The organism is Pandoraea sp. ISTKB, from assembly GCF_001721285.1.
Lineage (GTDB): Bacteria > Pseudomonadota > Gammaproteobacteria > Burkholderiales > Burkholderiaceae > Pandoraea > Pandoraea capi.
In genome coordinates this window covers 42,991-61,541 of record NZ_MAOS01000105.1, presented here as the reverse complement: position 1 = coordinate 61,541, position 18,551 = coordinate 42,991, and the positions used below count along the sequence as shown (strand labels likewise).

18 protein-coding genes are annotated in these 18,551 nt (G+C 62.4%); 3 read left to right on the top strand and 15 right to left on the bottom strand.

The genetic code is table 11. The features are described 5' to 3' along the window. Positions 1-50 precede the first annotated feature (50 nt). From A9762_RS27295 to A9762_RS27225, 15 genes are all read right to left on the bottom strand, one after another. On the bottom strand, positions 51-710 hold the full coding sequence (locus tag A9762_RS27295; protein ID WP_069345169.1) for a phosphoribosylanthranilate isomerase: 660 nt from the start codon (positions 708-710) through the stop codon (positions 51-53). Then, the gene (gene truA, locus A9762_RS27290) at positions 707-1,507 is read right to left on the bottom strand and encodes a tRNA pseudouridine(38-40) synthase TruA (RefSeq protein ID WP_069345086.1); all 801 of its coding nucleotides are present in this window, start codon (positions 1,505-1,507) and stop codon (positions 707-709) included. Before truA ends, A9762_RS27295 begins: the two co-directional genes overlap by 4 nt. Before the next feature lie 200 nt (positions 1,508-1,707). Beyond that, the gene (locus A9762_RS27285) at positions 1,708-4,734 is read right to left on the bottom strand and encodes a FimV/HubP family polar landmark protein (protein WP_139133429.1); all 3,027 of its coding nucleotides are present in this window, start codon (positions 4,732-4,734) and stop codon (positions 1,708-1,710) included. Positions 4,735-4,913: 179 nt separating this feature from the next. Further along, positions 4,914-6,044 (bottom strand): aspartate-semialdehyde dehydrogenase, encoded by a 1,131-nt coding sequence (gene asd / locus A9762_RS27280; RefSeq protein ID WP_072617453.1) that lies wholly within the window; start codon positions 6,042-6,044, stop codon positions 4,914-4,916. A 60-nt stretch (positions 6,045-6,104) separates the two neighbouring features. Beyond that, on the bottom strand, positions 6,105-7,172 hold the full coding sequence (gene leuB, locus A9762_RS27275; RefSeq protein ID WP_069345084.1) for a 3-isopropylmalate dehydrogenase: 1,068 nt from the start codon (positions 7,170-7,172) through the stop codon (positions 6,105-6,107). 99 nt (positions 7,173-7,271) lie between these two features. After that, positions 7,272-7,922 carry a 3-isopropylmalate dehydratase small subunit gene (gene leuD / locus A9762_RS27270; protein ID WP_069345083.1) on the bottom strand — a complete coding sequence of 217 codons (651 nt, stop codon included), beginning with the start codon at positions 7,920-7,922 and terminating at the stop codon, positions 7,272-7,274. 122 nt (positions 7,923-8,044) lie between these two features. After that, positions 8,045-8,173: an entericidin A/B family lipoprotein gene (locus A9762_RS27265; RefSeq protein ID WP_023596599.1), complete on the bottom strand. Its 129-nt coding sequence runs from the start codon at positions 8,171-8,173 to the stop codon at positions 8,045-8,047. Positions 8,174-8,228: 55 nt separating this feature from the next. Next, positions 8,229-9,638, bottom strand: a complete 1,410-nt coding sequence (gene leuC, locus A9762_RS27260; protein ID WP_069345082.1) for a 3-isopropylmalate dehydratase large subunit — start codon at positions 9,636-9,638, stop codon at positions 8,229-8,231. Between the two features lie 284 nt (positions 9,639-9,922). Next, entirely contained in the window at positions 9,923-11,224 is a 1,302-nt protein-coding gene (gene gltA / locus A9762_RS27255) for a citrate synthase (protein WP_069345081.1), read from the bottom strand. A gap of 29 nt (positions 11,225-11,253) precedes the next feature. Next, positions 11,254-11,526, bottom strand: a complete 273-nt coding sequence (locus tag A9762_RS27250) for a succinate dehydrogenase assembly factor 2 (RefSeq protein ID WP_069345168.1) — start codon at positions 11,524-11,526, stop codon at positions 11,254-11,256. A 10-nt stretch (positions 11,527-11,536) separates the two neighbouring features. Then, positions 11,537-12,241 (bottom strand): succinate dehydrogenase iron-sulfur subunit, encoded by a 705-nt coding sequence (locus tag A9762_RS27245; protein WP_039368514.1) that lies wholly within the window; start codon positions 12,239-12,241, stop codon positions 11,537-11,539. 12 nt (positions 12,242-12,253) lie between these two features. Beyond that, the gene (gene sdhA, locus A9762_RS27240; RefSeq protein ID WP_069345080.1) at positions 12,254-14,029 is read right to left on the bottom strand and encodes a succinate dehydrogenase flavoprotein subunit; all 1,776 of its coding nucleotides are present in this window, start codon (positions 14,027-14,029) and stop codon (positions 12,254-12,256) included. 3 nt (positions 14,030-14,032) lie between these two features. Then, entirely contained in the window at positions 14,033-14,398 is a 366-nt protein-coding gene (sdhD, locus tag A9762_RS27235; protein WP_069345079.1) for a succinate dehydrogenase, hydrophobic membrane anchor protein, read from the bottom strand. A gap of 1 nt (position 14,399) precedes the next feature. Beyond that, on the bottom strand, positions 14,400-14,813 hold the full coding sequence (gene sdhC, locus A9762_RS27230; protein ID WP_069345078.1) for a succinate dehydrogenase, cytochrome b556 subunit: 414 nt from the start codon (positions 14,811-14,813) through the stop codon (positions 14,400-14,402). 232 nt (positions 14,814-15,045) lie between these two features. Beyond that, positions 15,046-15,897 carry a GntR family transcriptional regulator gene (locus A9762_RS27225; protein WP_139133428.1) on the bottom strand — a complete coding sequence of 284 codons (852 nt, stop codon included), beginning with the start codon at positions 15,895-15,897 and terminating at the stop codon, positions 15,046-15,048. 350 nt (positions 15,898-16,247) lie between these two features. Between A9762_RS27225 and A9762_RS27220 the strand changes: the two genes are divergently transcribed. The 3 genes from A9762_RS27220 to A9762_RS27215 all read left to right on the top strand — a co-directional run bounded on the left by A9762_RS27220 (position 16,248) and on the right by A9762_RS27215 (position 18,379). Beyond that, positions 16,248-17,231 (top strand): malate dehydrogenase, encoded by a 984-nt coding sequence (locus tag A9762_RS27220; RefSeq protein ID WP_069345077.1) that lies wholly within the window; start codon positions 16,248-16,250, stop codon positions 17,229-17,231. A 251-nt stretch (positions 17,232-17,482) separates the two neighbouring features. Next, positions 17,483-17,836 (top strand): hypothetical protein, encoded by a 354-nt coding sequence (locus A9762_RS28765; protein ID WP_139133427.1) that lies wholly within the window; start codon positions 17,483-17,485, stop codon positions 17,834-17,836. Between the two features lie 45 nt (positions 17,837-17,881). After that, positions 17,882-18,379 (top strand): hypothetical protein, encoded by a 498-nt coding sequence (locus A9762_RS27215; protein WP_069345076.1) that lies wholly within the window; start codon positions 17,882-17,884, stop codon positions 18,377-18,379. Positions 18,380-18,551: the final 172 nt, after the last annotated feature.

Genomic DNA, 18,551 nt, shown 5'->3' with positions numbered 1-18,551 from the left:
TCTTCGCGTTACCGGGTGCGCGGCCCTTGCGGCCGCCCCGGCGGGTTGCATTAGCTTTCGGCGTCGGCAGCCAGAACCGCTTGCACGAACGCCGTCATGCGGGCGTGATCCTTCACGCCCCGCGACGCCTCGACACCGCTCGATACATCGACGGCATAAGGCGTCACCCGACGGATGGCATCAGCAACGTTGTGTGCGTTCAAGCCACCACTCAAAACGGCCCGACGCGCGATGTCTTTTGGAATAAGTGACCAATCGAAAACCTTTCCTCCACCGCCGTAGCCCTCGACCAGAGCGTCGAGCAAGATCCCTTGCGCGGCGGTGTATGCATTGGCGAATTGTAGCAAATCGCCGCTGTCTTTCGTCTCCGGGCCGATACGCATAGCGCGCATATACGGACGGTTCCCTGCTGCGGCCGACAACGCGGCGCACTGCTCAGGGGTTTCGTCCCCATGGAACTGGAGTGTGGTGAGCGGCACGGCGTCCACGGCGCGCGCGATGTCATCGGCGCTGGCGTTGACGAACAGGCCCACGACGCTGACGTACGGCGGCACCCGGCGGGCCAGTTCCGCCGCGCGCGTCAGATCCACGTAGCGCGGGCTCGGCGGATAGAAGACGAGACCGATGGCGTCGACGCCGAGCGCCACCGCATGATCGATGTCGGCGGGCTGCGAAAGGCCGCAAATCTTGATACGCGTACGAGATTTCATGAACTTGCCCACGGCATCGGGAACGGCCAGGCAGCCCAGTTGGGCTCCGGCACCTGGAATGACTCAGGATACCCCACGCGAGCGAGGTAGAGGCCGTCGGGCATGAACGTCGGGGCGGCCTGACGGCGGTCACCGCTGGCGAGCACGTGCGTCATCCAGCTCGCCGGCTGGCGTCCCCGCCCGATCGACACCAGACATCCCATGATGTTGCGCACCATGTGATGCAAAAAGGCACTCGCACGGAAGCGAAAGAGGAAGAAATCGCCCTGCTGCTCGATGTCGATGGCATAGAGGTGTTTCACGGGCGTCCTGGCCTGACACTCGGACGAACGGAATGCCGAAAAGTCATGCTCGCCCACGAGTACCTGACTGGCGGTGCGCATGGCTTCCAGATCGAGCGGCGTGTGAAGCCATCCCGTGCGGCCATGCAGCAGCGGCGAGCGCACCGGATTGGCATAGAGCACGTAGAAGTACGTGCGCTCGTAGGCGGCGAAGCGCGCGTGAAAGTCGTCCGGCATGGCTTGCGCCCATTGCACGGCGACCGTCTTGGGCAGAAACGCGTTGACGCCTCGCACCCACGAGAACATTGCCCGGTCCAGGTCGGTATCGAAATGCACCACCTGACCGATGCCATGCACACCGGTATCGGTGCGGCCCGCTACGGTCGTAGGCAGCGCAACGCCGCCGAATTCGCGCAATGCGGCTTCGAGCGCCTGCTGCACGGTGTTGCCGTGCGGCTGTGATTGCCAGCCGGAGAACGCCGTGCCGTCGTAATGGATGCCCAGTGCGATTCGCATATGAAAAAGAAAAATGGGCGCTCAACCAACGAGCGCCCCAAACTACGGTCAATCAGTTCTGTACAGGCCGTAACGGGTGAACCCGACTCGATTCGTGCGCAGCCGGTGCGCCCATCCGAGGTGAGTCCGATCCGGCGGCTGCGCGGGACACCGCATCGCACGGCGCGATTTCGCGCCGCGAACATCGGCGTCGCGCCGCGTTACTTCCCAAGTTCGGCCAGTCGTGCCCGCGCGACGGATTGCTGCGCCGCATCGCCGCCGGCAATCACCTCTTCTAGCAACTCACGCGCACCCTCGTCGTCGCCGATGGTCTGGTACGCCGTGGCGAGTTCGAGCTTCGTGTGGAACTCGTCCGGCACGCCCGGTTCTGCGGCGCGCGGTTCGATCGGCTGCGCATTCGACGTCGGCGCGGAGGCTACCGGCTCAAATGCCACGGCGTCGGGTGCCACAACCTGCGGTGCCTGCGGCGCTGCCGGCTCCTCGGCATAAGGCGTCTGCGGCACGGAGGCTGCCAGTGCTTCATGCTCGACCAACGCTTCCTCGCCAACCGCTTCGGGCAACGTCGGCGCAGTGACGAATGCCGGTGCAGCCGGGGCTGCCGCCGCTTCATCCCCCTTCAGATCCAGACTGAAATCCGACAGGTCGAACGACAGCGGACGCAGCGACGGTGCTTCATGCGCCGAATCGGTGTAACTGCGCGGCGCTTCCGGCACGCTGGCGGCCTGCTCAGCCTGTTTCATCGCGGCGTCGAAATCGGCGTCGCTCAACTCACCGTCCAGATCGTCGGCCAGATCGGACATATCATCGGCCATATCGCCAGAGTCCGGACCATGCGCCTGTTCGAGACGCGGATCGCCCGGGGGCGCCATCGTGAACTGCACCGAACCGATGCCTTTGCTCAACGACGGCAGCGCATCGCTCGAAATCGTGCCGACGTTCGCCGGCTGGCCCGGAATGCCCAGATCGAGGTCGCCGAGCATGCCCGCCACACCACCCTCCGGCGTCGTGTCCTGGTTGGCCTCCGATGCGGGCGCTTGCGCCGGTTCGGATGGCGACGGCGTTGCTACGGCCACGCCGCCGATGGCAGCCGCAGCACCCAGCGCTTCGAGCGACGAGAGCGTGGCCTGCGCCGGATCGTCCTGCGGCGCAACCTCCACCTCGCCCGCTTGCTCCGCGAAGGCGGCGTCCCAATCGATTTCCGGCTCGCTGGCGGCCTCGGCAGACACATCCTGCGCTGCATGCGACGCCTCATCCATCAGCGGCTCAGCGGGCACATCGAAGGCTTCCGAGGCGATCGGCGACGCGTCGGCTTGCGCGCTGGCAACCAACTCGTCGGTCACGTCATCTTGCGCAGCATCCCATGCATCGAGTTCGTTCGTCGTGGTGTCGGCCGCGGCGGGGACATCGTCCTCCGTCGTGGGCCAGGTCGCCTCGGCTTCCGGGTGCAGGTGTTCGTCGGCTTCCGCCTGATTGGCCGCGTACATCGCCGCAGCCCCTGCTGCGCCAGCCGCTGCAACCCCTGCGGCAGTTGCCACGCCGGACGATACCGGAGCATCCGCTTGCGCGGCCGCCTGCGGTGCGACCGGGTCATCATGGCCACCTTGACCATCATGACCATCACGGCCGTCGTCATACGGTCCCGGCTGCCCAGCCGATGGCTCGGCACGACGACGTCGCATCAGCCACCACAGGCCGAGCAACACCACCAGCGCGCCTGCGCCCGGCAGCACGTAAGGATTCTGCGTCACTGCGCGCCAGTTCATCGCGGCATTCGGTGCCGGCTTCGTATCGGCCTTCGTATCGGCCGCCGGAGCGCTTGCCGCCGTCGCCGCAGAGGCTGCCGCGACCTCGCTGGCCGACGCAGCCGCGGTCGCGGCGGAGGCATTCGCGTCAGCCGACGCCGCCGAAGCCGCATCAGCCGCAGCGGCTTCGGACGCGACAGCCGCGGCAGCACCGCTGGCAGCAACATCGGCAGCTTCGGCCGGTTTGGCATCGGCCGTCGCCGGCTTGTTCGCTACGGCGCCTGCCGGCGCGGTCGTCTTGCTATCGGCGGGTTTCGCCGTCTTCTCTTGCGCAGTCGCCCCGGAAGCGGTGGCGGCCTGCTGCTCCAGATTAGCGACGGCCTGATTCTTCATCGCCAACAGCTTCTGGAGATCTGCTACGTTCTTCTGCAACTCATTCACCCTGCCCTGGGCCTCGGTCTGTGCCTTGCCCTGGGCGATTTGCTCTTCTTCGCTGCCACTGGAACGACCGGCTGAACCGGCCGCCCCACCCTTGCCGGGTCGAGACAGCTTCAATTCATCGCGCGTGGCGGGAGCGGCAGCTTCCGGTGCCTTGCCCGCTTCGATCGCGCCCTGTGCACTGCGGCCACCGGCCGGTGCTGCCTGCTGCGCCGTCGATTCGGCCAGCCGCGCGCGATACGCATCAAACTGTTCCCGCGCCGCCGACACGAACTTGCGTGCCTGCGCGGGAGGAATATTCTGCACCTGCGCATCGGCGGGACGATTCAACGTCGCCCCAAGACGCAGCCGATTGGGATCGTTGCCAATGAATGCCGAGCGATTCGCCTCGAACAACGCGGCCATCATCTGCGCCAGCGTCGTGCCGCCCTCTCCACCCGTGTACTCCCGAGCGATCGACGACAGCGAATCGCCCCGACCGACCTTGTGCGTGTCATCACCCGACGCCGCCGCGCCGCCAGCCGACGCACTGCCCGATTGCGCAGCCGCTGCGGGGGCCGGCGCGGGCGCCGGTGCGGAAGCCGGGGTCGGGGATGCCGCGGACTGGGTCGCCGCGGCAGGCACCACGGCCTGCGGCTGTGCCGCGCTGGCTTCGGGAATCGCCGACAACGTCACGGCGTTGGATTGACGGCCCGTGCGCCATTCGAGCACCAGCAACAAATCGAGGAAGGACGTGCTGACCGGCTCGGCCGAGTCGACGTGCACGAGATACGTGCCGCTGTACCCGGCTTCGCGCCCCCCCGTCGGCGTGACCGACACGGAGAGCTTCTCGAGCGTCGGGTCGTAGCGCAAACCCGCTTGTTTGAACGCCTCACGCGGCGCGAGCTTCACCGACAGTCCGTCGGCTTCGGCCTGCGACACGTTGCCCAGCACGATCACGGCACGCAACGGCTGGCCCGGACCCGAGCGAACCTGCTGCGGACCAAACTCGGCGGCCCCGGCGTTGAGAAGCCCGAGGCTCCACAAGACAGCCGCTGCCGCACTCAAGCGAAACGAACTACGGGACGAATTTGCGCGCTTGCCGGTCGAGTATTTCCGCACTGTGTCTTGTCTAGCCTGTCAGTCGTTTGTCACTGGCGCCCCCAACGAATTGGAGGGCCTCCCAAAGCGCGGACGGCGGCCTCGCGGGCCGCCGTTCTTCACGCACTACCGATACGCTGCAACGCTCAAGCGTCGAGCAGGATCCGCAGCATGCGACGCAGCGGTTCCGCCGCGCCCCACAACAGTTGATCGCCCACCGTAAATGCCGACAGGTACTCAGGACCCATCGACATCTTGCGCAAGCGACCCACCGGGATCGTCATCGTGCCGGTCACGGCCGCAGGCGTCAAATCAGTCATCGACGCTTCGCGCGTGTTCGGCACCACCTTCACCCAGTCGTTCGCCTGGCCGATGATGTCGGTCAGTTCGTCTAACGGCACATCTTTCGTAAGCTTGATGGTCAGCGCCTGGCTGTGGCAACGCATGGCGCCGATACGCACGCACAGACCGTCGACCGGAATGGCGCGCGTGCCCGGGAAACCATCGCCCAGACCCAGAATCTTGTTGGTCTCGGCACCGCCCTTCCACTCTTCCTTCGACTGACCGTTGCCCAGGTCCTTGTCGATCCAGGGAATCAGGTTGCCGCCCAGCGGCACACCGAATTGCTTGGTTTCGTCGGCCGTCAGCGCGTGCTGCTTGGCGAGCACCTTACGGTCGATCTCGAGAATGGCCGAGTGCGGATCGTCGAGCAGCGCCTTGACTTCAGCGTTGATCGTGCCGAACTGCGTGAGCAGCTCGCGCATGTGCTGCGCGCCGCCACCCGATGCTGCCTGATACGTCATCGACGTCAGCCAGTCCACCAGACCGTGCTGGAACAGACCGCCCAGACCCATCAGCATGCAGCTCACCGTGCAGTTGCCGCCGACGAAGTTCTTCGTGCCCTTGGTGAGCGCGTTCTTGATGACGTCGAGGTTGACCGGGTCCAGAACGATGATCGCGTCATCCTTCATGCGCAGCGTCGATGCCGCGTCGACCCAGTAACCGTTCCAACCCGCAGCACGCAGCTTCGGGAAGATCTCTGTTGTGTAGTCACCGCCCTGGCAGGTAATGATGATGTCGCATTTTTTCAGCTCGTTGACATCATTGGCGTCTTTCAGCGAAGTTTCGTTCTTCGCCATCGACGGGGCTTTGCCGCCCGCGTTGCTGGTGCTGAAAAACACCGGCTCGATCAAAGCAAAGTCGTTCTCCTGCTGCATACGCTGCATCAGAACCGAACCGACCATGCCCCGCCAACCTACCAGACCTACGGTTTTCATTTATCCACTCTCTTATCGTTGCAATTGCGCCGAGGGGCGTCTCACGACGCCCCGTCAACGTTATAGCGCGGCCACCACTGCCGCACCCATTTCGCGCGTACCGACCTTGGTCGCGCCTTCCTGCCAGATATCGGGCGTGCGCAACCCCTGCGCCAGCACCTTCTTCACTGCATTCTCCACGCGGTCGGCCTGCTCGGCACGGCCCAGCGTGTAACGCAGCATCATGGCAGCCGACAGGATCGTCGCCAACGGATTGGCCACGCCCTTACCGGCAATATCGGGCGCCGAACCGTGCGACGGCTCGTACAACCCCTTGTTGTTGGCATCGAGCGATGCCGACGGCAGCATGCCGATCGAACCCGTGAGCATCGCGGCCTCGTCCGACAGGATATCGCCGAACATGTTACCCGTCACCACCACATCGAAGTTCTTAGGTGCCTTGACCAGTTGCATCGCGGCATTATCGACGTACATATGCGAGAGTTCGACGTCCGGATACTGCTTCGCGACCTCGATCATCGTGTCGCGCCACAGTTGCGACGTCTCCAGCACATTGGCCTTGTCGACCGAGCAAAGACGCTTGTCGCGCTTGGCCGCCGCCTGAAATGCCACGTGTGCGATACGCTCCACTTCGGGCACGCTATAGCGCATGGTATCAAAACCTTCGCGCGCACCTTCGAAAGCCCCATCCGGCGATTGACGGAAGCCCTTCGGCTGACCGAAATAAATGTCGCCGTTCAGCTCGCGAATGATCAGGATATCCAGCCCTGCCACGATTTCCGGCTTCAGGCTCGACGCGTCTGCCAGTTCCTTGTACAGAATGGCCGGACGGAAGTTGGCGAACAGTTGCAGATGCTTGCGCAGCCCCAGAATCGCCTGCTCGGGACGCAGCGCGCGCTCGAGCGAATCGTACTTCCAGTCACCCACGGCGCCGAACAGAATGGCGTCCGCTTCCTTGGCCAGCTTGAGCGTGGCGTCCGGCAGCGGATGACCCGCAGCCTCGTAGCCAGCACCGCCCACCGGCGCCTCTTCCAGCTCGAACTTCTCGCCAAGTGCGTTGAGCACATTGACGGCTTCCGTCACGATTTCCGGACCAATGCCGTCACCCGGCAACACAGCGATTTTCATGCAATCTCCTTGGATGTACCTGACGCCCTCTCAACGAACGCGCAAGCACCTTCAGTACACGCGGCGCACTCGGTCACCCGGTGCGCCCAGCACATGGAATCAGCCCGGCAAGCGCGTTGCGAGCCACGGTTGCTTGGCGATTCGCTCGGCTTCATAGGCGCGAATCTTGTCGGCGTGACGCAGCGTAAGGCCAATATCGTCGAAACCGTTCGTCAGGCAATACTTGCGGAACGGAGCGATGTCGAACTCATACGCGCGGCCGTCCGACGTGATCACCGCCTGCTTGTCCAGATCGATGGTCAGTTGATAGCCATTGAACGCAAACGTGTCGTTGAACAGGTGATCGACCTGCATCTCGGACAGCGCGATCGGCAGCAGCCCGTTCTTGTAGCAGTTATTGAAGAAGATGTCGGCAAAACTCGGCGCAATCACGGCACGGAAGCCGTATTGCTGCAACGCCCACGGCGCGTGCTCACGCGAGCTGCCGCAGCCGAAGTTCTTGCGGGCGAGCAGCACGGTCGCGCCCTGATAGCGCGGCTGGTTCAGCACGAAGTTCGGGTTGAGCGGACGCGTGCTGCAATCCTGCCCCGGCTGCCCCACGTCGAGATAACGCCACTCGTCGAACAGGTTCGGGCCGAAGCCCGTGCGCTTGATCGACTTCAGGAATTGCTTGGGGATGATCGCGTCGGTATCGACGTTTTCGCGATCCAGCGGTGCCACCAACCCCGTATGGACGGTAAATTTTTCCATCACGAACCACCTGATCAAAACAGTTCGGCTACGGCCTGCCGCTGCGGGACATGGCCGTCAAAACCGGGAATCTCAAAGGTGCGCGCGACGGGCGTCCCGCCCGTGCAACGCGCACCGTCGCATCACTTCTTCGCGGCGTTCTCGAGGGCCGAGCCGGCGGCTTGCGTGTCCTTGCCGAGGCCCGCCATCGTGTTGCAACCTGCTACGCCCAACAGCAGCACCGCACCGATCAGCATCCACAGTTTCTTCATGGTCTTGTCTCTGTCAAAGAAATTGTCAAACGACGGATAAATCGATGCGTGCGCGTCAGACGAGACGTCGCACGTCCACGAAATGGCCTTCGATGGCAGCCGCTGCCGCCATCGCCGGGCTCACCAGGTGGGTACGCCCGCCTGCGCCCTGACGGCCTTCGAAGTTGCGGTTCGAGGTCGAGGCACAACGCTCGCCCGACTCCAGACGGTCGGCATTCATCGCCAGACACATCGAGCAGCCCGGTTCACGCCATTCGAAGCCAGCGGCCTTGAAGACCTCGTCCAGACCCTCCTGCTCGGCCTGCTGCTTCACCAGCCCGGAACCCGGCACGACCATCGCCAGACGCACGTTCGACGCGACACGTCGACCGAGCTTCTTCACGACGTACGCTGCCGCGCGAATGTCTTCGATGCGCGAGTTGGTGCACGAACCAATGAACACCTTGTCAACGTTGATGCTCGCCATCGGGGTGTCCGGCGTGAGCGCCATGTACTCCAGCGCGCGCTCCATGGCGCTGCGCTTGACCGGATCCTTTTCCTTCTCGGGGTCCGGCACGCGATCTTCGATGCTCACCACCATTTCCGGCGACGTGCCCCAGCTCACCTGCGGGCGCAGCGTGTTCGCGTCGATTTCGACCACGTGATCGAACGCCGCACCGGCATCGGTGTGGAACGTGCGCCAGTAGGCTTCAGCCTGCTGGAATTCCACGCCGGACGGGGCAAACGGACGGCCCTTCACGTAGTTGATCGTCGTGTCGTCGACGGCGACCAGACCGGCGCGCGCACCGGCTTCGATCGCCATGTTGCACACGGTCATGCGACCTTCCATCGTCAGCGAACGAATGGCCGAACCGGCAAACTCGATCGTGTAACCGGTACCGCCTGCCGTGCCGATGCGGCCGATGACGGCCAGCACGATGTCCTTCGCGGAGCATCCGCGCGGCAGCGTGCCTTCGACCTTCACGAGCATGTTCTTGCTCTTCTTCATGAGCAAGGTCTGCGTCGCGAGCGTGTGCTCGACTTCCGACGTACCGATACCGAACGCCAGCGCCCCAAAGGCGCCGTGCGTCGACGTGTGCGAGTCACCGCACACCACCGTCATGCCCGGCAACGTGGCGCCCTGCTCCGGGCCGATCACGTGCACGATGCCCTGACGGACGTCGTTCATCTTGAATTGGGTAATGCCGAAGCTGTCGCAGTTCGAATCCAGCGTATCGACTTGCAGGCGCGACACCGGATCGGCAATGCCTTGCGTACGGTCCGTGGTCGGCACATTGTGGTCCGACACGGCGAGGTTGGCGGACAGGCGCCAGACCGGCCGCTGCGCGAGTTTTAGACCCTCAAACGCCTGCGGACTGGTCACCTCGTGCAACAGGTGACGGTCGATGTAAAGCACGGTCGTGCCATCGTCCTCGGTATGCACGACGTGTGCATCCCACAACTTGTCATACAGCGTCTTGGCCATGATAAAAACGCGGGGGCGGAATATCGTTCTGGGAACGGAAACTATCGTTCTGTGAACTTTTGATTATGCCATAGCGCTTTCGCGCCGGCGGAATACGAAATCCCCGGGAAACCGGGCGGTAAACGCACGATGAACCGGGGATTTGTGCGAATCACAGCAGCTTGTGCCGTGGATTCGAATATAGCGCAACGAGGGCTCGTTGCGGGGCGCACCGCCTTGCCGTTTCGGCAAGGTTACGGTGCCGGCACGGCAAGCGGGGGCCGTGCCGGACGCCTCGACAACGCTTAGCGCTTGTCGATGGTCGCGACTTCGCGCGGCGTGTGGCCGATGAACAGCTGACGCGGACGGCCGATCTTCTGGTCCGGCTCCCCGATCATTTCGTTCCACTGCGCGATCCAGCCCACGGTACGGGCCAGTGCGAAGATGCAGGTGAACATCGAGGTCGGGATACCCAGCGCGCGCTGGACGATACCCGAGTAGAAGTCAACGTTCGGGTACAGCTTGCGCGACACGAAGTATTCGTCTTCCAGTGCAATCTTCTCGAGCTGCATGGCCAGCTTGAACAGCGGGTCGTCGTGCAGGCCCAGTTCGTTGAGCACTTCGTAGCACGTCTCGCGCATCAGCTTGGCACGCGGGTCGTAGTTCTTGTACACGCGGTGACCGAAGCCCATGAGCTTCACGCCCGAGTTCTTGTCCTTCACCTGCTTGATGAATTCGGGGATCTTGTCCGGCGAACCGATCTGCTCGAGCATGTTCAGCGCGGCTTCGTTCGCACCGCCGTGCGCCGGGCCCCACAGACATGCGATACCGGCAGCGATACAGGCGAACGGGTTCGCACCCGACGAGCCGGCCAGACGGACGGTCGACGTCGAAGCGTTCTGTTCGTGATCAGCGTGCAGGATCAGGATACGGTCGAGCGCGCGCACCAGCACGTCGTTGACCTTGTACTCTTCGCACGGGTTGGCGAACATCATGCGCATGAAGTTCGCGCTGTACGACAGGTCGTTGCTCGGGTACACGAACGGCTGACCGATGCTGTACTTGTACGCCATGGCGACCAGCGTCGGCAGCTTGGCGATCAGACGAATCGCCGACACTTCGCGGTGATTCGGGTTATTGATGTCCAGCGAGTCGTGGTAGAACGCCGACAGGGCACCGACCGAACCGGTCAGCACGGCCATCGGGTGAGCGTCGCGACGGAAGCCACGGAAGAAGAAGTTCATCTGCTCGTGAACCATCGTGTGACGGGTCACGGTCTCGACGAAGTCCTTCTTCTGTTCCGCGTTCGGCAGCTCGCCCTTGAGCAGCAGATACGAGGTTTCGAGGAAGTCGCAGTGGGTGGCCAGCTGCTCGATCGGGTAGCCGCGGTACAGCAACTCACCCTTGTCGCCATCGATGTAGGTGATGGCCGAATTGCACGACGCCGTCGACATGAAGCCGGGGTCATACGTGAATTTGCCGGTCTGGCCGTACAGCTTGCGGATGTCAATCACATCCGGGCCCATCGTACCCTGATAAATCGGCAGCTCTACGCTGGGCGAATCGTCAGAGAAAGATAGGGTGGCTTTAACATCAGACGGAGTCATATCGCTTCCTCAAAAAAATTCCAAAACCCCTACACGGCACGCAGAAGCGCCAGCAGGCGCCGCACGTCCGGCCCGTCCAGATCCGCCTCGGGCTCTTTACGCGCTAGCAGCAGATCCATCAAATCGTTATCGCTCAAGTCGAGCAATTTCGTGAGGGCGCCCACATCCTCGTCGGTCATCGAAGCTTCGTACTTGGCGAAGAATCGTTCGAGAATGAGGTCGTTTTCCAGCAAACCGCGGCGTGCCCGCCAGCGCAGGCGGGCACGTTTTACCGGATCGGACTGGTGATTGGTATCCGGCATGATCAATGCATCAGACGGCGCGACGCACCATCAGCTCCTTGATCTTGCCGATCGCCTTCGTCGGGTTCAGACCCTTCGGGCACACATCCACGCAGTTCATGATCGTGTGGCAGCGGAACAGGCGGTACGGATCTTCCAGGTTATCCAGACGCTCGCTGGTCGCCGTGTCGCGGCTGTCCGCGATGAAGCGATAAGCCTGGAGCAGACCGGCCGGGCCGACGAACTTGTCCGGGTTCCACCAGAAGCTCGGGCACGACGTCGAGCACGATGCGCACAGAATACACTCGTACAGACCATCAAGCTCATCACGTTGCTCGGGCGACTGAAGACGCTCCTTCTCCGGTGCCGGCTCGGGGTTGATCAGGTACGGCTTGATCGAGTGGTACTGGTTGAAGAAGTGCGTCATGTCGACGATCAGATCGCGAATGACGGGCAGACCCGGCAGCGGCTTGAGCACGATCTTGTTCGGCAGATCGTTCATGTTGGTCAGGCAGGCCAGACCGTTCTTGCCGTTGATGTTCATCGCGTCCGAACCGCACACGCCTTCGCGGCACGAGCGGCGGAAAGCGATGCCTTCGTCGATCTTCTTGAGCTTGACGAGGGCGTCGAGCAGCATGCGCTCATGACCGTCGAGTTCGACCTCGTAGGTCTGCATGTACGGTGCGGCGTCCTTGTCCGGATCGTAGCGGTAGACTTCAAAAATGCGTTTCATGATCTTGCGAATCCCTTAGAACGTCCGCGCCTTGGGCGGAACCGAGTCGACGGTCAGCGGCTTCATCTGCACCGGCTTGTAATCCAGACGGTTGCCTTCGCTGAAGAACAGCGAGTGGCGCATCCAGTTGGCGTCGTCGCGCTCCGGATAATCGCTGTGCGCGTGCGCGCCGCGGCTTTCCTTGCGGGCTTCGGCTGCGATCATGGTGGCCTTGGCCACTTCGATCAGGTTGTCGACTTCCAGCGCTTCCATACGCGCCGTGTTGAACACCTTCGACTTGTCCTTCAGGTGGACGTGCGACACGCGCTCGGCCACTTGCTTGATCTCGTCCACGCCTTCCTTGAGCAGGTCCGACGTGCGGAACACGCCTGCGTGCTTCTGCATCGTCGCGCGGATGTCGTTGGCGATGTCCTGGGCGTACTCGCCCGAGCTGGAGCCTTCCAGACGACCCAGACGCGCCAGGGCGTTCTCGCCGGCATCGGCGGGCAGCGGCTTGTGGTCACCGTGGTTCTTGACGAAGTCGACGATGTGGTTACCGGCAGCACGGCCGAACACCACGAGGTCGAGCAGCGAGTTCGTACCCAGACGGTTGGCACCGTGGACCGACACGCACGAGCACTCGCCCACGGCGTAGAAGCCGTTGACGGGCACCGACGAGCCGTCCTTCTGCAGGACGACCTGACCGTTGTAGTTCGTCGGAATACCGCCCATCTGATAGTGGATGGTCGGCACGACGGGGATCGGTTCCTTGATCGCGTCGACGTTGGCGAACTTCAGCGCAATTTCGCGAATCGACGGCAGGCGCTTCATGATCGTCTCGGCACCGATGTGCGAGAGATCGAGCAGCACGTAGTCGCCGTTCGGGCCGCAACCACGGCCTTCCTTGATTTCCTGGTCCATCGAACGCGACACGAAGTCACGCGGCGCCAGATCCTTCAGCGTCGGAGCATAGCGCTCCATGAAACGCTCGCCGTTCGAGTTACGCAGAATACCGCCTTCGCCGCGCACGCCTTCGGTGATCAACACGCCCGCGCCGGCCACGCCGGTCGGGTGGAATTGCCAGAATTCCATGTCTTCGAGCGGAATGCCTGCACGCGCAGCCATACCCAGACCGTCACCGGTGTTGATGAACGCGTTGGTCGATGCAGCGTACACACGGCCGGCACCGCCGGTCGCGAACAGCGTGCACTTGCCTTCGAGCAGGTAGACTTCGCCGGTTTCGAGTTCCAGCGCCGACACGCCGAGGACATCGCCCTCTTCGTTGCGGATCAGATCGAGCGCCATCCACTCCACGAAGAAGTGCGTCTTGGCTGCAACGTTCTGCTGGTACAGCGTGTGCAGCAGCGCGTGACCGGTACGGTCGGCAGCCGCGCAAGCGCGCTGAACGGGCTTCTCGCCGTAGTTGGCCGTGTGACCGCCGAACGGACGCTGGTAAATCGTGCCGTCCGGGTTACGGTCGAACGGCATGCCGAAGTGTTCCAGTTCGTAGACGGCGTTCGGTGCCTGACGGCACATGAACTCGATCGCATCCTGGTCGCCGAGCCAGTCGGAGCCCTTGATGGTGTCGTAGAAGTGGTAATGCCAGTTGTCTTCGCTCATGTTGCCGAGCGAAGCGCCAATGCCGCCCTGAGCGGCCACGGTATGCGAACGGGTGGGGAACACCTTGGACAGCACTGCCACCGACAGACCGGCCTTGGCCAGTTGCAGCGAAGCGCGCATGCCCGAACCACCTGCGCCCACAATGACAACGTCAAAGCGGCGGCGCGGCAGCGAATTTTTAATTGCAGCCATTCTTTACACTCTCCACAGAATCTGCGCGGCATAGCCGGCACAAGCCAGCAGCCAGACGATCGTCAGCGCGTACAGCGCCAGTCGGATACCGACGGGCTTGACGTAGTCCATCCAGATGTCGCGCACACCGACCCACGCGTGATAGAACAGCGCGAGCAGCGTGACGAACGTAGCCAGCTTCATCCACTGATGCGAGAAGATGCCAGCCCAGCCTTCGTAGGAGAAATCCTTGGCGGTGAAGAACCACACCAGCAGGATCACGGTGTACACGGCCATGATGACCGCGGTCATGCGCTGCGCAATCCAGTCGCGCAGGCCGTAGTGGGCGCCGACGACGAGGCGCTTGGAACCGATATTGTTCTGTGCCATCTTAGAACGCTCCGAACAGCTTGAGGGCGACGGCCAGCGTCAGCACCAGCGACACGGCCAGCACGACCACTGCCGAATTCTTGCCGCCTTCCTTGCTCACTGCGTCGTGATTGAAGTCCATGCGCAGATGGCGCACGCCGGCACAGAAGTGGTGCAGGAAGCCCCACGACAACGCCAGGATGACGAGCTTGACAAACCAGTTGGAGGCGACGCTTCGCAGAGTGTCGAAGGTCAGTTCCGACGTGAGGCTCTGTTCGAACAAATACAGCGCGAACGGCAACAGAAGGAACAAGATGACACCGCTAATACGGTGCAGAATCGAAACGATACCAGCCGGCGGGAGACGGTACGAGACAATCTGTCCGATACCGATATTCCTGTAGACTGGCCGCTCTTTTTTTACCACTTCAGCCATGCTAGACCCCATGTAGTTACATCAGCCCCGGATTTTAGCGCCGATTCTAGTGCGTTGCACCATACCGGTTCCAATGCTCCGGAAATTCCTGCCAACGGCGCACGACACGCCGCCCCCAAGCCTCGACTCCCAGGGACTTGCCAGCCACGACACCGGCGCATTCCCGAGAACGTCTCCCTACCCTCTCAATACCAATTCAAATCAGATTCATCGACCGAATCAATGCCATGCATCAACTCAGTTCGTTCTGATAATGATGTTCGGTGGTGACATACCAACCCCGGCGCACTTCCACCGGTTTGTCGCCGTAGGTGAACGACACACGCTCCACACTCAGCAACGGAAATCCCTTCGGCACTTTGAGCAGATCCGCGGTCATGTCGTCTGCGGCCACGGCGCGGACTTTTTCCACGGCGCGAATCATGCGCGTACCGAATTCGTCTTCGAACAGGCCGTACATCGGCCCTTTATACTCATTGAGTCTTTCCGCGGTTAGCCCGCGAAACAGCGAACCCGGCAACCAGATTTCGTCGAGCACCGTCGGACGGTCCGAGAAATCCATCATGCGACGGATCAGAATCACGCCATCGCCCGCGCGCAAATCGAGCTGACGCGCGATTTCCGCCGGTGCGCGCATGCGGCGGCACTCGATCAGGCGGCTGGGCGGGTGATGGGGTTCGCCCGAGTCGGGCGCAAGACGCAGGAACCGGAACTGCACCCGGTCCTCATGATGGGTAGCCACGAAGGTGCCCCGGCCCTGACGGCGCACGAGCAAATTCTCGGCAGCCAGTTCGTCAATGGCCTTGCGCACGGTTCCCTGACTCACCTTGTAACGGGAGGCCAGATCGACTTCGCTGGGAATGATTTCGCCGGGCTTCCATTCGCCGGCTTGCAGGCTCTGGGTAATGAGCCCCTTGATCTGCTGGTACAGCGGGCTGAATGTCGGCGACGCTCCGGCAGCCGCACCTTGTTGCAAGGCCTGAGCGGCCTGAGTCACTGGTACGGCGTCGCGCGCGCTGTCCGATCGCTGCGGGGCATCGACAGGCGGCGTAGTGTTGGATGTGTCGCGAACGTTCGCATTCATGGCGGGGATTTGACCACAAATCAAGACCTTCGTCCATCGAATAACAGCAATAATCCTATGTCTTATATAAGACATAAGATAGAGTTGACATTCGATGTGGCGACTCCTACACTGGCGCGGGCTAACAGGGGCCTGCAGCTGCAGCACGGCTATCTTATAAGATAAGAAAGACCGGTGCTTCGCACATATCGACCGCAGTACACCCCGCGCAGCCCGCAAGCTTCCGTAGGTCAAGGAATTTTAGAAGCTTAATGTGACGCGGCGCTGTCAGCCTGGCAAAGCAATTGCCACCCGGACGGCGAGCCTCTCTTGAGCTTCGCAGGAATTTGTACACGTCTGGAGAGATTCTCATGGCAAAACCCGCAATGCGTGTCGCCGTCACCGGCGCCGCTGGCCAAATCGGCTACTCCCTGCTGTTCCGTATCGCTAATGGCGACATGCTCGGCAAGGATCAGCCCGTCATCCTGCAACTGCTCGACCTCCCGCAAGCTCAAGCCGCCGTCAAGGGCGTCGTGATGGAGCTGGAAGACTGCGCATTCCCGCTGCTGGCTGGCGTCGTCGTGACCGACGACCCGAAGGTTGCCTTCAAGGATGCCGACGTCGCCCTGCTGGTGGGTGCCCGTCCCCGTTCGAAGGGCATGGAGCGCAAGGACCTGCTCGAAGCCAACGGCGCAATCTTCACGGTGCAAGGCAAGGCCCTGGACGAAGTCGCCAGCCGCAATGTCAAGGTGCTGGTCGTCGGCAACCCGGCGAACACCAACGCCTACATCGCCATGAAGTCGGCACCGAACCTGCCGAAGGAAAACTTCACCGCGATGCTGCGTCTGGACCACAACCGTGCTCTGTCGCAACTCGCCGCCAAGACCGGCAAGCCGGTCGCCAGCATCGAAAAGCTGGCCGTGTGGGGTAACCACTCGCCGACGATGTACGCCGACTACCGCTTCGCCACGATCGACGGTCAAAGCGTCAAGACCCTGATCAACGACGACGTGTGGAACAACGACGTGTTCCTGCCGACCGTCGGCAAGCGCGGCGCCGCCATCATCGAAGCCCGTGGCCTGTCGTCGGCCGCTTCGGCAGCCAACGCTGCCATCGACCACATCCATGACTGGGTGCTCGGCTCGAACGGCAAGTGGGTCACGATGGGTATCCCGTCGGATGGCTCGTACGGCATTCCGGAAGACGTGATCTACGGCGTGCCGGTGATCTGCGAAAACGGCAAGTACAAGCGTGTGGAAGGCCTCGAGATCGATGCCTACTCGCGTGAAAAGATGAACATCACGCTCAACGAGCTCGAAGAAGAGCGCGCCGGCGTGGCGCATCTGCTGGGCTGATCCTCCAGGATCGCCCCAGGGAAACGGCCCCGCGAGATGCCAAAAGCATCGCAACGGGCCGACAGCGCGCCGGCGGCTACCCCCAGTGCCGGCGCCACTTCCCTAACCTGGTAGCACCTGAACGTTCCTTGAATCCAGAGTGACGACATCGCGTAAGCGCCCCACGGCGACGCAAAACGGGCAAGCCCCGTTGTCGCAATAGGCTCCCGCCACTCCCTCAAGCCTCATCGAGCGATTTCTTGGCCAAGCGAATGCAGCGTCTGATTGCCGCAAGCAACGCAACGCTCCGGACGACCGGCGTCGACAATGTCCGCGACGAGCGTATTGTCCCCTGCCCTGCCCGCGACTTCGTGCATCGTTTCGCGCTCATCTCGCGCTCGTTTCGCCAAGCATTCCGCGCTCCCGATTTCCCGCATTTTTCCGCACCGTCTTCCCGCAGCCCGATCCGGGAAAAGCCCCGCCACATCCGGCGAAACCCCGAATTCCGCACTGCAGCACGATCGAACGCGACGCCGGCTCGTCCCGCTGTCGCCCATTGCGCTTGCCTGAAAGGAATTGAAAAAATTTGTGTGGTGACGTCGAACGACGCAGAGTTCGTACGATAATCTGCGCTTTTGTGAACGTCGGACTTTTCCCTCTGGAGACTCACCATGAAGAAGCTTTGCCTGACTGCGCTGATTGCCCTGTGCTCTGTTGCCGTCTTGCCGACCGCGTTTGCCGCTGAACCGGCGAACAAGACCACGGCCAAGAAGGCTGCGCCGAAGAAGAAGGCGCCGGCCAAGAAGAAGGCCGCAGTGGCTGCGGCACCCGCGCAACCGGACGAAGGTTCGGAACTCTGGAGTTGCAAAGAGAGCAATCGGTTGTACATCAAGGGCGACATGAAGCGCGACCAGATCCTGACGATGTTCTGGCAAGGTCGTAATTACAAGTTGCCGCGCCAGCAGACCACGACCGGCGCCGACCGCTTCTATGACGCCGCAAGCGGCATGGACCTGGTCGTGATCCCGGCCAAGGCGATGCTGTTCAAGCACGAACGCAATCCGATGGATGACACGCGTCTGGCTGACGAGTGCATGACGCAGGCGATGTCGGAGCAAAACAAGGCTGCCCCGACGCAATCGAACGAACTGATCAAGGTCACGAACTGAGCGAGTGCTCAGTGGACGCCAAATCAGTCCGCGTAATGCGCCAGCCGCTTTCCTGCTGTAGCTTTTGCAAGATTTGTAGTAACCGGTACGCCGGATGTTCGACGTACAGGTGTCGCAGCGAGCACTCACGCAGGTGCTCGCGCGATACCGTCCCCCGTTAATGGCATCACCA

Bases quoted from the DNA above. Each gene is read 5' to 3' on its own strand.
- A9762_RS27250 (WP_069345168.1), bottom strand. From the start codon at position 11,526: ATGCCGGATACCAATCACCAGTCCGATCCGGTAAAACGTGCCCGCCTG.
- A9762_RS27215 (WP_069345076.1), top strand. From the start codon at position 17,882: ATGAAGAAGCTTTGCCTGACTGCGCTGATTGCCCTGTGCTCTGTTGCC.
- A9762_RS28765 (WP_139133427.1), top strand. From the start codon at position 17,483: ATGCAGCGTCTGATTGCCGCAAGCAACGCAACGCTCCGGACGACCGGC.
- sdhC (WP_069345078.1), bottom strand. From the start codon at position 14,813: ATGGCTGAAGTGGTAAAAAAAGAGCGGCCAGTCTACAGGAATATCGGT.
- leuD (WP_069345083.1), bottom strand. From the start codon at position 7,922: ATGGAAAAATTTACCGTCCATACGGGGTTGGTGGCACCGCTGGATCGC.
- gltA (WP_069345081.1), bottom strand. From the start codon at position 11,224: ATGACTCCGTCTGATGTTAAAGCCACCCTATCTTTCTCTGACGATTCG.
- truA (WP_069345086.1), bottom strand. From the start codon at position 1,507: ATGCGAATCGCACTGGGCATCCATTACGACGGCACGGCGTTCTCCGGC.
- sdhA (WP_069345080.1), bottom strand. From the start codon at position 14,029: ATGGCTGCAATTAAAAATTCGCTGCCGCGCCGCCGCTTTGACGTTGTC.
- leuC (WP_069345082.1), bottom strand. From the start codon at position 9,638: ATGGCCAAGACGCTGTATGACAAGTTGTGGGATGCACACGTCGTGCAT.
- A9762_RS27220 (WP_069345077.1), top strand. From the start codon at position 16,248: ATGGCAAAACCCGCAATGCGTGTCGCCGTCACCGGCGCCGCTGGCCAA.
- A9762_RS27225 (WP_139133428.1), bottom strand. From the start codon at position 15,897: ATGAATGCGAACGTTCGCGACACATCCAACACTACGCCGCCTGTCGAT.
- A9762_RS27265 (WP_023596599.1), bottom strand. From the start codon at position 8,173: ATGAAGAAACTGTGGATGCTGATCGGTGCGGTGCTGCTGTTGGGCGTA.
- sdhD (WP_069345079.1), bottom strand. From the start codon at position 14,398: ATGGCACAGAACAATATCGGTTCCAAGCGCCTCGTCGTCGGCGCCCAC.
- leuB (WP_069345084.1), bottom strand. From the start codon at position 7,172: ATGAAAATCGCTGTGTTGCCGGGTGACGGCATTGGTCCGGAAATCGTG.
- asd (WP_072617453.1), bottom strand. From the start codon at position 6,044: ATGAAAACCGTAGGTCTGGTAGGTTGGCGGGGCATGGTCGGTTCGGTT.
- A9762_RS27295 (WP_069345169.1), bottom strand. From the start codon at position 710: ATGAAATCTCGTACGCGTATCAAGATTTGCGGCCTTTCGCAGCCCGCC.